The 11,771-nt window shown below is 72.2% G+C and carries 8 protein-coding genes; 2 read left to right on the top strand and 6 right to left on the bottom strand.

Going from position 1 to position 11,771, the window contains the following annotated elements; translation table 11 throughout:
- The first annotated feature begins 4 nt into the window (after window positions 1-4).
- Entirely contained in the window at window positions 5-823 is an 819-nt protein-coding gene (locus ACWEOZ_RS07175) for a hypothetical protein (RefSeq protein WP_451909836.1), read from the top strand.
- Between the two features lie 173 nt (window positions 824-996).
- Here the strand turns inward: ACWEOZ_RS07175 and ACWEOZ_RS07170 are convergent, their stop codons facing one another.
- Together ACWEOZ_RS07170 and ACWEOZ_RS07165 are read right to left on the bottom strand one after the other, a co-directional pair.
- Window positions 997-2,025 carry an FG-GAP repeat domain-containing protein gene (locus ACWEOZ_RS07170; protein ID WP_451909835.1) on the bottom strand — a complete coding sequence of 343 codons (1,029 nt, stop codon included), beginning with the start codon at window positions 2,023-2,025 and terminating at the stop codon, window positions 997-999.
- Window positions 2,026-2,236: 211 nt separating this feature from the next.
- Window positions 2,237-3,727: a glycosyltransferase family 4 protein gene (locus ACWEOZ_RS07165; RefSeq protein ID WP_451909959.1), complete on the bottom strand. Its 1,491-nt coding sequence runs from the start codon at window positions 3,725-3,727 to the stop codon at window positions 2,237-2,239.
- A gap of 249 nt (window positions 3,728-3,976) precedes the next feature.
- Between ACWEOZ_RS07165 and ACWEOZ_RS07160 the strand changes: the two genes are divergently transcribed.
- Window positions 3,977-6,103 carry a glycosyltransferase family 1 protein gene (locus ACWEOZ_RS07160; protein ID WP_451909834.1) on the top strand — a complete coding sequence of 709 codons (2,127 nt, stop codon included), beginning with the start codon at window positions 3,977-3,979 and terminating at the stop codon, window positions 6,101-6,103.
- 54 nt (window positions 6,104-6,157) lie between these two features.
- Here the strand turns inward: ACWEOZ_RS07160 and ACWEOZ_RS07155 are convergent, their stop codons facing one another.
- From ACWEOZ_RS07155 to ACWEOZ_RS07140, 4 genes are read right to left on the bottom strand one after another with little or no spacing between them, the layout of a single operon-like run.
- Entirely contained in the window at window positions 6,158-8,206 is a 2,049-nt protein-coding gene (locus tag ACWEOZ_RS07155; RefSeq protein WP_451909833.1) for a glycosyltransferase family 4 protein, read from the bottom strand.
- A complete protein-coding gene (locus tag ACWEOZ_RS07150) occupies window positions 8,203-9,558 on the bottom strand; it encodes a glycosyltransferase (RefSeq protein WP_451909832.1) in 1,356 nt (451 codons plus the stop codon). Before ACWEOZ_RS07150 ends, ACWEOZ_RS07155 begins: the two co-directional genes overlap by 4 nt.
- Window positions 9,558-10,568: a Gfo/Idh/MocA family protein gene (locus ACWEOZ_RS07145; RefSeq protein WP_451909831.1), complete on the bottom strand. Its 1,011-nt coding sequence runs from the start codon at window positions 10,566-10,568 to the stop codon at window positions 9,558-9,560. The genes ACWEOZ_RS07150 and ACWEOZ_RS07145 overlap by 1 nt, the downstream gene beginning before the upstream one ends.
- Complete coding sequence (locus tag ACWEOZ_RS07140) at window positions 10,565-11,671, bottom strand: DegT/DnrJ/EryC1/StrS family aminotransferase (RefSeq protein WP_451909830.1); 1,107 nt, start codon at window positions 11,669-11,671, stop codon at window positions 10,565-10,567. The genes ACWEOZ_RS07145 and ACWEOZ_RS07140 overlap by 4 nt, the downstream gene beginning before the upstream one ends.
- Between the last annotated feature and the right edge of the window lie 100 nt (window positions 11,672-11,771).

Here is an 11,771-nt window from a genome sequence, read left to right as displayed (position 1 = left end):
GGACATGCTGCTCAAGGAACTGCCCGCGGTGGCCGGTGGCGCCACCACCATCGTGTCGGTCAGCGGCGACGCCACTCTCGACATGCTGACCCTGCCGGAGTCGATGCGGCGGGCGGCGTACGACCCGGACGACACCACCACCTTCGACAGCGAGACGCTGCTGGTCGCCTTCGTCGGGCCGGACCCGGAGGCGCACGTCGACGCGGAGGCGCTGGCGGCGGCGCTCGGGCGGCTCCCGGTCGGCGGACGCGTCGTGGTGCTCATCGGCTGGCCGATCGCGGAGCTGCCGTACCACGTGCTGCTCGGGCCGCTGGTCGACGCGGGCTGCCAGGTGCTGCAGGCGGTGCCGCTGGACAAGGCGGCACGGCACGGCGCGCACTGCGCGGTCGTCGCGGCGCGGGTGAGCCGGCTGGCGCCGCTCCGGCCGTACCTGGACGACTCGCCGATCACCCTCAGCGACGAGCCCGACCTGCCGGCCCTGCTCCGGCTCACCGGCGAGTACACGTTCAGCGACCTGGTGGCCCGGCCGATGCGCCGCAAGCTGGCCGAGCAGAACGACCGGGTGGCCGCCCAGCAGAACAAGATCCGGCGGCTGGAGCAGGAGGTGCAGGCCCGCGACGCGAAGCTGAAGGCGACGCAGGAACGCCTGGCCGCCTCGCGGGAGAGCCTCGCCCGGTTGCGTTCCTCCGCCACGTTCCAGGTGGGCAGCACGATGGTGCAGGGCGCCCGGCGGCCCGGGCGGGCGATCGTCTCCGTGCCGGCCGGCCTGGTGCGGGTGTGGCGCAGCCGCCGCACGGACAACGGCGGCCCGGCGGCGACCTGACGGCAATGATCCTGTGGGCCTCCGGATCCGGGCCTCAGCACTCGACCAGGTGATCCAGCGACAAGCAGCGGCCCCGGACAGCGTCCGGGGCCGCTGACGTATGCGACGGAAACACAGCAATGTCCCAGGAGCGCGAAGCTCCCGGGACATTGCCCTGCTGTGTCAGCGATCGATCAGAACAGGCGGTAGTTGGCCCAGCCCGAGCCGATCTCGACGTCGCCCTCCCAGTCGGCCGCGAACAGGATCAGCGCGCCGTCCTTGCCCTGCCACAGCGTGTCCGGGGTCGGGACCCACTGGGCGTCGGAGGCCAGGTCGCCCATGCCGACCATGTTCTTGAGGTAGTTGCCGACGTCGCCGTCCGGGATGACGGTGGTCCGCGTCCCGATCGGGTTGGAGCCGGCCCGGCTCTCGTACATGTACACGACGCCGGACGAGTTACGGAACTGGAACTCGGTGCGGCCGTCGCCGGTCAGGTCGCCCATCGCGGTGAGCAGGCTGCCCTTCCAACCGGTGCCGATGATCTTGCCCTTGGCACCGAACGGCGCGGCCGGGTTGTTGGTGCCGGTGTAGAGAGCCAGCTCCCCGTTGGTCTTCTGGCCCAGCAGGTCGTCCCGGCCGTCACCGGTCAGGTCGCCCGCGCCGGTGATGGACGTGAAGTTGCCCCAGCCGGTGCCGGCCTGGGTGCCCTTCTTGAACATCCCGAGCGGGTTGCCGGTGCCGGCGTAGAAGAACAGCTTGCCCGAGGAGTCCCGGGTCAGGATGTCCTGCTTGCCGTCGCCGTTGAAGTCGCCGTGGCGGACCAGGCTGGTGAACTTGCCCCAGCCGGTGCCGACCTTGATCCGCGCGCTGAAGAACGAGGTCGACCGGGTGCCGGTGCCCGGGTACACGTACCGCTTGCCGGGGTAGACCCACATCGTGCCGCTGCTGTCGATCGCGGCCAGGTCGGCCTTGCCGTCGCCGGTGAGGTCACCGAAGTCGCTCTCGTCGGTGGCCGCGAGGGCCCGGGCCGTGCTCGACGACTCCTTGACCGAGAACTTCTTGGCGGCAGTGGCGGCCTCGGCGAGGGCCACGGAGGGGTTGGCCTTGGTCGTGTCGGCGCTGGCAGAGCCGTTCGTCAGGATCGTGCCGGTGACGGCAACAGCGACGACAACCGCGCTGACGGCGATCGGCAGGCCGGCACGCCGGAGACGCAGGTTCACCATAGATAGAACTCCCCGTTGGAGTGGATGCCGGCCGAGAGGTGGCAGGCCTAGAGACCGGAAGAACGTACCGTAAGACGAAGCTTTTTTGTGTCCCGCCTTCGGGGACAAAACTTGGCCGTACGTACCGGTTTCCGGCGCATATCTCCGGGGATGTCCAACCAGGATTTCTGCGGGCCCGAGAGCTCACATGACGAAGATCACTACGAAGCTGTCAGGCCTCGAGCAGCCGGCGGTACACCGAGTTCAGCACCTCGGCCTGCGCCGCCCAGGTCCAGCCGTCGAGCAGGCCGGGCTTGTCGTACGCCGCCCGGTAACGCTCCGGGTCGGCGAGCACGGCCGTCACGGCCCGAAGGTAGTCGTCGACGTCCTCGGCCGTGAACACCTCGCCCTGCCCGGTCGCCCGCACCGTGGCCGACATCGTCCGCACGTCGCTGACCACGAGCGGCAGCCGGGCGTGCGAATACTCGAAGAACTTGGTGATCAGCGCGATCTCGTGGTTGGGCCAGTGGTGGATCGGGATCACCCCGACGTCGGCGCCGGACAGCATCGGCACCACCTGCCAGTGCGGCACGTACGGCAGGAAGTGCACCCGGTCCAGCACGCCCAGTGCGTTGGCCCGCTTGCGCAGACCGCCCATGTAGCCACTGGTCTGGTTGTTGGTGATCAGCGCCACGTGCACGCCGGGCTGCTGCGGCAGCGCCTCGATCATGATGCCCAGGCCGCGCTGCGGTGAGGCGGCGCCGCTGTAGACCACCAACGGCACATCCGGCCCGACCTCGCACATCGCGCGCAGGTCGGCCGCGGGGGCGTCGGCCGGCACGCCGTCGGTCAGCTCGTCGGGCACGTGCTCGACAGCCGGGGTGTTCAGCACGACCAAGGGGCGCTCGGCGAGGCCGTGGGCCTCCTGCAGCATGCCGGCCAGGTCGTCGGAGACGGTGACGGCAGCATCGGCGTAAGGCACGTACTCGCGCTCGTGGGCCATGTGCCCGGCCTTCCACCGCAGGTGGTCGGTCCACGGGCGGACGCCGGGCAGGAACTCGTGCGCGTCCCAGACCAGCTTGATGTCGCGGCCGCGGGCCTTCGCCCGGATCTTGGCCCGGGCGCCGACGCCGAGCATGCGGAAGTCGTTGGCGTGGATCAGGTCCGGCTTGAGCTTGTCGATCACCGGTCCGTAGGCCAGCTCCCAGTCCCACAGCTGCGGCTCGAGCTTGCGCCAGGCGCGGTCCTTCAGCGCCGTCTGGAAGAACCAGGTGTAGAGCTTGTCGCTGGGCGCGTCCAGGCGCTTGCGCGCCGCCAGCGCCTTCTTGGTCTGCCGCTGCCGGATCGACACCCAGCGGTTGAGCACGCGGGAGGCCTGCCACTGGGCCTCGGTGGCGGCCCGGCGCGGACCGCCCGGCTGCAGCAGCCTGTTCGTGTTGAGGTCGGCCCGCCAGGCCCGCACCTTCTGGGCGCGGTGCTCGGAGACACCGGTCTGCGGATACGCCAGCGGGGCCATCAGCCAGCGCCGGCGGAACTCGTGCGGGCGCTTGCCCAGCGGGAACGGGGTGGGCAGCAGACGCACCTTGGCCGGCCCGAGCGTCCAGGTGTGTTCCTTGGTGTCCGGCGACTTGCCGAGCAGGGTCACGTCCCAGCCCGCCTCGGCGGCGGAACGCGCTTCCTTCTGCACCCGGGAATCGCCGTTCACGCCGTTGTCGACGAGCATGACGATCCGGCGCCGTCGCTCCGGCGCCACGTCGGAAACCATGAAAGCCCCTGCTCCCGCTTCGTTGTCCACGTCGAGGACCCTAAACGGTGGCTTCCACCCGCCGCCGCGAACGGTCACCACGGACCTTAGAGGTGGGCGCCGCCGCGAAGCAATTCGCCCGGGCGGAGCGCCTGATCCCGGCAGAGAACGAATGGCATAGATTGGGGGACCTTCCGTCCCCTCCGCACGCAGAGGCGTATACCCCGCATGAATCCCGAGGTTCTGATCATCGCGGCCGGAGCGCCCGGCGCGCCCGGCACGCTTGCCGACACGGTGGCGCAGCTGCAGGCCGGCGGCGCGCGCGTGACCGTCGCCGTGGGCTGCCCGGCGGACCAGGTGACCCTCGCGCCGGACGTCGCGGAGGTGCTCGAGCTGCCCGCGGTCCGGACGCTGCCGGCCGACGACCGCCGCGAGCACCGGACCGCCGGCAAGGGCCGCAAGCTGTGGCTGCGGGTGCGGCACGACCCCCGGGTAAGCCGCCGGGCTGCGACCGCGGCAGTGATCGTCGCACTGGACGGCGCCGCCGCGTACACGGTCCGTCAGCTGGGTCGCCGCCACCGCGCCGCGGACGCGGTGACCGACCTGGCCGCCGCACGGGCCGCGCTGGCCGAGCGCGCCGCCCATCCGTCCCGGTACGCCACCCGGCGGATGCTGCGCCCCGGCCCCAGCCCGTCCGTGGCCGTGGACGCGGTGCGCGAGCGGACCAGGCGTTTCGTCCGCAAGGCGGGCCACCGCGTCGTCGGCAAGGCGCTGAGCGACCCGCGGGGCCGCCGCGCCGGTCAGGCGCTGCTGACCGCGCCGGGCCTCAGCGACGCCCGCCGCCGGGGCCTGGGCCGGCGGATCGCCGGCAAGCTGGGCACCCTCGGCCTGCCCGCCGAGGCCAGCGCCGCCCGGCTGGCCGTGGCGGAGCGGATGCACGATCCGGCCGCCCGGGCCGAATGGCTGATGACGGCGGCCCGCGACGACCTGTCGGCCGGCCGTATCCCGCCGTTCCTCACCGAGGCCGCGGCCGCCGAGCTCGCCGTCGCCGACGGGGCGCTGACCCGCGGCGACTTCGACGCGGCGACCCGCTCGGTCAACCAGGTGATGCAGCTGCTGTTCCACCGGGCGGTGCACTTCGACTGGCTGACCTCGCCGATGGCGCCCGATCCGACCGCATTCCTGGCGCCGCTGCACAACAGCCTCGTCGGCCGGACCATGGCCGCGCCGCGCGGCCGCCGGGAGCCGGCCGCAGCGCCGCCCAACGGCCGGCCGCACCGGCTGCTGTTCGTCAGCCGCGGCAACGAGAACTTCCTCGGGGAGATCCGGTCGCGCTACGCCGGCGACCCCGACTTCGAGGTACGGACGCTCAACCTGCTCGCCGACCCGGAGAAGCAGGCGCTGGTCCGGATCCCGTTCCTGCTCAAGCACAAGCTCGGCGGGGACCCCGAATACGCCGACAAGATCCAGGAGTGGCTGGGCCCGCACCTGGAGTGGGCCGACACGGTCTTCGTCGAGTGGTGCCTGGTGCAGGCCGCACTGTTCACCATGCTGGACCCGGGCACCACGCGGATCATCGTGCGGCTGCACCTGTTCGAGGCGTTCACCATGTTCCCGCACCTGGTGGACGCTTCCCTGCTGGACGACCTGGTGTTCGTCTCGGACCCGCTGCTCGACTACACCCTGGACGTGGCGCCGCGGCTGCGCGAGCCGGGCGGGCCACGCACCCACGTGGTCACCAACGCGGCCCGGCTGGACCGGTACCGCCGCCCCAAGCACCCGGACGCCCGGTTCACCCTGGCCCAGATCGGCCAGAGCCGGATCGCCAAGGACCCGCGGTGGACTTTCGAGGTGCTGCGCGAGCTGCGCCGCCGCGACGAGCGGTACAACCTGATCCTCGTCGGCGCGGACCTGGACGGCACGCCGACCCCGCAGGCCGCCGCCTACCACCAGGCGTACGTCGAGGAACTGGCCGAGCTCGAAGCCCAGGGCGCGGTGCGCCGGCTCGGGCAGACCGACGACGTGCCGGGCGCGCTCACCGACGTGGGCGTCATCCTCAGCGCGTCGGTGCGGGAGAGCTTCCACCTCGGCGTGATCGAGGGTGCGGCCAGCGGCGCCGTGCCGGTCGTCCGGGACTGGCCGTTCTTCGCCGGCCGGGCGCACAGCGCCCGCAGCATCTTCCCGGCCGACTGGATGGTGGAGACCCCGGCTGAGGCGGTGGAGCGGATCGTCGCGCACACCACCTCGGCGGAGGTCTGGCGCAAGACCGGCGACGCGGCGGCCGACCACGCGATGGCCACCTGGGACTGGTCGGTCGTCCAGGCTCAGTACGACCGGCTCCTCCAGCAGCCCTGAGACACAGCGCCGGCCGGCACGTGAGTGCCGGCCGGCTATCGTGGAGCTGTTCTGTTACGAGCGGTCGCCCTCGGGCAGCTTGAGCGTGGTGCTGACCGGCACGTCCGGATAGCGCCGGGCGATCTGCCAGCCGATCCGCTCACCCAGCGCGCCGTGCACCACCACCCGGCGGACCCGGGTCATGTCGACCTCCGGCAGCACGTGCCGGGCCGACCGCCACAGCGCCTGCGGCCGGGAGAGGGCGGACGGCAGGGCCGACACCTTGCCGCGCAGCTTCTTCGCCCGGCGCTGCACCTCACGCGCCAGCACGGCGGGCATCGGCGAGCCGGAGAGCCGTACCGTCCGGTCGCCACCGCCCGCAGAAGGCGACGGGCCGATCGCGTGCACCCGGATGCCGGAATCCGCCTCGCGGGCCCACTTCCCCGGGTCCGGAACCATCAGGTCGACGCCGAGGCCCTGCTCGCGTGCCTTGGCGATGAACTCGCGGATCCGGGCCGGGCGCGGCGGATAGACCGCGACCACGAGGATCCGGTCGGCCGGCTCCGCGGCTGCCACCGGCTCCGGCGCGGGCGCAGCGAGTGGCTGGTGGTACGCGGCCAGCACCTGCTCGCCGACCGCCTCGTTGCCGTACCGCTCGCGCAGCCGGACCCGGGCGGTCGCCAGGTCCAGCGCGGGCCACTGCTCGCACAGCCGCCGGTACGCCGCCACCAGGACCGCCGGATCCTTGGTCACCGGGAACAGTGTGCCGGCCACCCCGTCGAGCCCGCGCAGCGTCTCGGCCGGCCCGGCACTCTCGGCGACCAGCACCGGCGTTCCGGTGGCGACCGCCTCGACGATGGTCATGCCGAACGTCTCCGCCCGGCTGGCGTGCACCAGCAGGTCGTGCTCGTGCATCAGCGCGGTCATCTCGTCCGGCGCCACGGGTGGGCGCTGCACGACCCGGCCGACCAGGCCGAGCTCCTTGATGCGGTCGCGCACGGCGTCGTCGAGCTTGCCGTTGCCGACCAGGGTGAGCGAGACCGCCGGGTCCTCCGCGGCGATCGCGGCGAAGGCGTCGACCAGCGTGAGCACGCCCTTGTGCTCCAGCATCCGACCGGCGTAGAGCCAGCGCGCCGGGCGTTCCGGCGGGGCCGGGCGCACGGCGAACCGGTCGAAGTCGATCGGGTTCGGCACGACCTTCAGCTTGTGCGCGTGCTGCGGGAACTCGGCGGCGATCTGGTCGCGCAGGTGACCGCTGACGCAGAGCACCTGATCGACGCGCTCCAGCATGGTGGCGTACTGCTCGCGGGCGATCGGCTGGGCGAACACGTGCCGCAGGAACGTGGCGTGCTCGGTGACGATGATGCGGGCATCGGGCCGGGCCAGTTCGGTCGCCATCACCCCGCCGAAGTGGCCGGTGTGCGCGTGCACCAGCGGCGCCTCGATCCGGCCGGTGGGCAGCGCCGCCCGCAGCCGGCGCACCTGCTCGTCGGCCCACACGTGGTACGGCTGCTTGCGGGGCTGAGGCGCGACCACCCGGGTCAGCTCGCCCTCCGGCAGGTCCACGACGGTCAGGCCCCCGGCGCGGGCCAGTTCACGCTGGGTGGTGATGTCGATCAGGTAGCCGGGCATCCGCCACGGCGGATAGAACCAGTGCTCGGTGTGCAGGATGGACACCGACCCGGCCTGCCCGCCCACGCTCTGGACGGCGGCCTGCACGAACGCCCCGGCGAACGGGTCGTTCGGCGACGGATACCAGGGGGTCACCACGGCGAGGTCCGCCGGTGCCGGCCGGCGCTCCGGGTCGGTCATCGGCTCGGTGCGGATCTCCAGCCCCGGCCGGGCGCGGCGCGCGGCGTCGGCGACGGGCATGGCGTGCGGGTCGCCCGCGATCAGCAGGTCGGCCCCGGCCAGCAACGGCCGCACGGTGCGCCACGGGTGCTCGCCGGCCCGGCGTACGGTCACGCCCGCCGCCGGCTTCGCGTCCTTCCACGACGGATGGTCGCCGACGACGAGGGTGACCTTCGCCCCCGCGGCGGCCAGCTCGGCGGTGTAGGTCAGCGCCGCGCGGATCCGGAACTCGCCCAGCGCGACGTAGACCACGGAGGTGTACGAGCGGCTCATCGTCCGCCCTCGGCCAGTGCTCGTAGCCGGTGCTCCCACGGGGTCAGCGTCGCCTCCCGGGTGTACCGGCCGGCGTGCTGCAAGGCCGCCTCGAAGGTCGGCCGGTCCAGGTCGCGGGCCGCCTTCGCGGCGGCGATGAACGACTCGGCCACGCTCTCCTCGTCCAGTTTTGCGCCGTTGTACCAGAGCGGATATCCGTTGAGGACGTCGGCGGCGGCGATGCCGCTCTCGTGCACCGACACGATCGGCTTGCCGGTCGCCATGTACTCGAAGACCTTGCCGGAGGTCACGAACCGGGCGCCGGGCACGCAGAACACCAGGGCGTCACTCTCGGCGTACGCCTTGGCCGCCTCGGTCTTGGCGAACGGCCCGCGGTAGACCACACCCACGTCGGCCCCGGCGTCCAGGCGGGGCCGGATCATCGCCGCGTCGGCCGGGAAGAAGCCCAGGTGACCGTGGATGTCGAGCTCGGCGTCGGCCAGCAGCGGATGGCTGCGGGCCAGCCGCCAGCCTCCGATCAGGACCTCGAGCGGCAGGTACGCCGTGACCGTGCCCAGGTAGCTGAAGCGCAGCGGGCGGTCGGGCTCGGGCTCGTGGTAGGCCGGGCGGCCCAGCAGCTCGGGCTCCCAGCCGTTGGGGACGACCTCCATCCGCTTCGCGGCGGACGGGTAACGGTCGGCGTACCACCGGCGCATGCCGTCGTTGACGAAGACGACCTCGGCGGCGTCCCGGACGACCTTCTCCTCCCAGCGCATCATCTTCCCGCCCTCGGGGAAGCGGATCTGCTCGGTGAACTGGTTGAAGATCCAGGCGTCCCGGAAGTCGACGACGTAGGGGATCTTGAACAGCTTGCCGAGCTCGTGCGCGGCGGCGAACGAGACGAACGGGTTGCCCGTCGCCAGCACCAGATCGAAGCGACGGCGCAGGTGGTGCGTCACGGCGGTGCGCACGACGCCGGGGATCCAGCCCAGGTACGGCTCACCGAAGATGTGCTTCTGCGAGGCGTGGTAGAGCTTGCTGGCGATGTTCGGGAACGTGCGCCGGAAACGGCTGAAGCGGCGCACGTCGTGCTCGTAGTGGTAGGCGTTCATGGCGGGGCGCTCGACCCGGACCCGGGGGTCGACCGTCTCCTCCAGCGCCGGGTCCTCGGCGCCGTCGAGGTGGTAACGGAAGAACTCCCGGGGCGCGGTCAGCACGGTCACGTCCCAGCCGGCCTGGGCCAGGTGATTCGCGGTCGCGCGGGCCCGGAACACCCCGCTGGCCCGGCTCGGCGGGAAGTAGAACGACAGGTACAGAACGCGTGGCCGTCGCTCCTTCCCGCCCGAGCCCGAGGAGGGAGACTTGCCGGACATCAACTCTCCTGCCCCCGCGGCACCTGGACGACGCTTCCCTCACGGGCCGACTGCAGGACGGCCGAGGCCACCTGCACCGTACGCATACCCTGCCGCAGCGTGACGATGTCGCTGTCCTTGCCCTCCACGGCGTCCCGGAAGCGCTCGTGCTCGACCAGCAGCGGCTCGCGCTTCGGGATCGCGTAGCGGACCATGTCGCCCTCGGCCACGCCGCGGAACGCCCGCAGCGCCTCCCACTCGGTGTCGACCGCGCCGTTGGCGTAGAAGGTCAGGTCGGCGGTCAGGGTGTCGGCGACGAAGCTGCCCTTGGCCCCGGTGATCACCGTGGACCGCTCCTTGAACGGGCTGAGCCAGTTCACGAGGTGGTTGGCCATGAGGCCGCCGCCCAGCGAAGCCACCGCGGAGACCATGTCCTCGTGCGGGCGACCGCTGCGCGAGACCGTGCGGGCGGAGACGTCCACGTACTCGTGGCCGGTCACCCAGGCGGTCAGGTCGATGTCGTGGGTGGCCAGGTCCATCACCACGCCGACGTCGGCGATGCGGCCCGGGAACGGGCCCTGGCGCCGGGTCACGACCTGGTAGATGTCGCCCAGCTCGCCGGCCTCCAGCCGGTTGCGCAGGCTCTGCAGCGACGGGTTGTAGCGCTCGATGTGGCCGACCGCGCCGACCAGGTTGCGGCTCTCGAACGCCTCGACCAGCTTGGCCGAGGCCTCCACCGAGGGGGCCAGCGGCTTCTCGATCAGCGCGTGAACGCCGGCCTCGGCGAGCCGCAGGCCGATCTCCTCGTGCAGCCCGGTCGGGCAGGCGATGACGGCATAGTCCAGCCCCAGCGCGATCAGCTGCTCGAGGTCGGTGACCACCGGCACGCCGGCCGGGGCGACAGCGCCGGGCGCCGGGTCCAGCACGCCGACGAAGTCGACGCCGTCCAGCAGATTGAGGACGCGGGCGTGGTTGCGACCCATTGCGCCGAGGCCGATGAGGCCGGCGCGCAGACCCTTCACCGCGCTCATGAGCGCGCCGCCACGGTGTTGACGCCCTCGACGATGCGGTCGAGCTGCTCCTGGGTCAGGCTGGGGAACACCGGCAGCGACACGACCTCGCGGGCCGCGCGGTCGGTCTCCGGCAACTTCCAGTCGCCGGCCTGGCCGTCCTCGTTCAGGTACGGGCGCAGCTCGTGGATCGGCGTCGGGTAGTAGACGGCGTTGCCGATGCCCAGCTCCTTGAGCCCGGCCTGGAACGCGTCCCGGTCGCCCTGCACCCGGACCGTGTACTGGTGGTAGACGTGGCGGGCGCCCGCGGACACCGGCGGCACCGTCACCCCGGTGAGGTTGGCGTCGAAGTACGCGGCGTTGGCGCGGCGCTTCTCCGTCCAGGCCTCGAGCTGTCCGAGCTGGACGCGGCCGATCGCGGCGGCCACGTCGGTCATCCGCATGTTGGCGCCGACGATCTCGTTCTGGTAGCGCGCCTCCATGCCCTGGTTGCGCAGCAGACGCAGGGTGCGGGCGAGCTGGGCGTCCCCGGTGCTGATCATGCCGCCCTCGAGCGAGTGCATGTTCTTGGTCGGGTAGAAGCTGAAGCACCCGGCCGCGCCGAAGCTGCCGACGGGCTTGCCGTCTAGGGCCGCGGCGTGCGCCTGGGCGGCGTCCTCCACCACGGCGAGGCTGTGCTGCTCGGCGATCTGCATGATGCGGTCCATCGCGGCCGGGTGGCCGTACAGGTGGACCGGCATGATGGCGACGGTGCGCGGGGTGACCGCGGCGGCGACCGCGTCCGGGTCCAGGCAGAAGCTGCCGGCCTCGATGTCGGCGAACACCGGGGTGGCGCCGACCAGGCGGACCGCGTTCGCGCTGGCGGCGAACGAGAACGACGGGACGATGATCTCGTCGCCCGGGCCGAAGCCCAGCGCCATCAGCGAGAGTTGCAGCGCCGACGTGCCGGAGTTGACGGCCACGCAGTGCCGGCCGCCGACGACCTCGCCGAACTCGGCTTCGAAGGCGGCGACCTCGGGGCCCTGCACGACCATGCCGCTGCGCAGGACACGAACGGCGGCCTCGATCTCGGCCTCACCGATGACCGGACGAGCGGGCGGAATGGCGTCCTGCAGCCCAGACATGGGCGGTCCTCCTGTGTACACGTGGCTGATGCAACGCCGGGAGTGAGCATGTGACGTGGCTCGACGGCACCGGCACGGCGCTTGGCGGCCGGAACAGTAC

The sequence above is a fragment of the Actinoplanes sp. NPDC004185 genome, from assembly GCF_053603475.1.
The sequence above is the reverse complement of the archived record's forward strand: the minus strand, read 5'-3'. Positions and strand labels throughout refer to the sequence as shown.

Excerpts from the sequence above, each read along its gene's own strand:
- ACWEOZ_RS07175 (WP_451909836.1), top strand. The coding sequence starts at position 5 with ATGCTGCTCAAGGAACTGCCCGCGGTGGCCGGTGGCGCCACCACCATC.
- ACWEOZ_RS07145 (WP_451909831.1), bottom strand. The coding sequence starts at position 10,568 with ATGAGCGCGGTGAAGGGTCTGCGCGCCGGCCTCATCGGCCTCGGCGCA.
- ACWEOZ_RS07160 (WP_451909834.1), top strand. The coding sequence starts at position 3,977 with ATGAATCCCGAGGTTCTGATCATCGCGGCCGGAGCGCCCGGCGCGCCC.
- ACWEOZ_RS07150 (WP_451909832.1), bottom strand. The coding sequence starts at position 9,558 with ATGTCCGGCAAGTCTCCCTCCTCGGGCTCGGGCGGGAAGGAGCGACGG.
- ACWEOZ_RS07170 (WP_451909835.1), bottom strand. The coding sequence starts at position 2,025 with ATGGTGAACCTGCGTCTCCGGCGTGCCGGCCTGCCGATCGCCGTCAGC.
- ACWEOZ_RS07140 (WP_451909830.1), bottom strand. The coding sequence starts at position 11,671 with ATGTCTGGGCTGCAGGACGCCATTCCGCCCGCTCGTCCGGTCATCGGT.
- ACWEOZ_RS07155 (WP_451909833.1), bottom strand. The coding sequence starts at position 8,206 with ATGAGCCGCTCGTACACCTCCGTGGTCTACGTCGCGCTGGGCGAGTTC.
- ACWEOZ_RS07165 (WP_451909959.1), bottom strand. The coding sequence starts at position 3,727 with ATGCTCGTCGACAACGGCGTGAACGGCGATTCCCGGGTGCAGAAGGAA.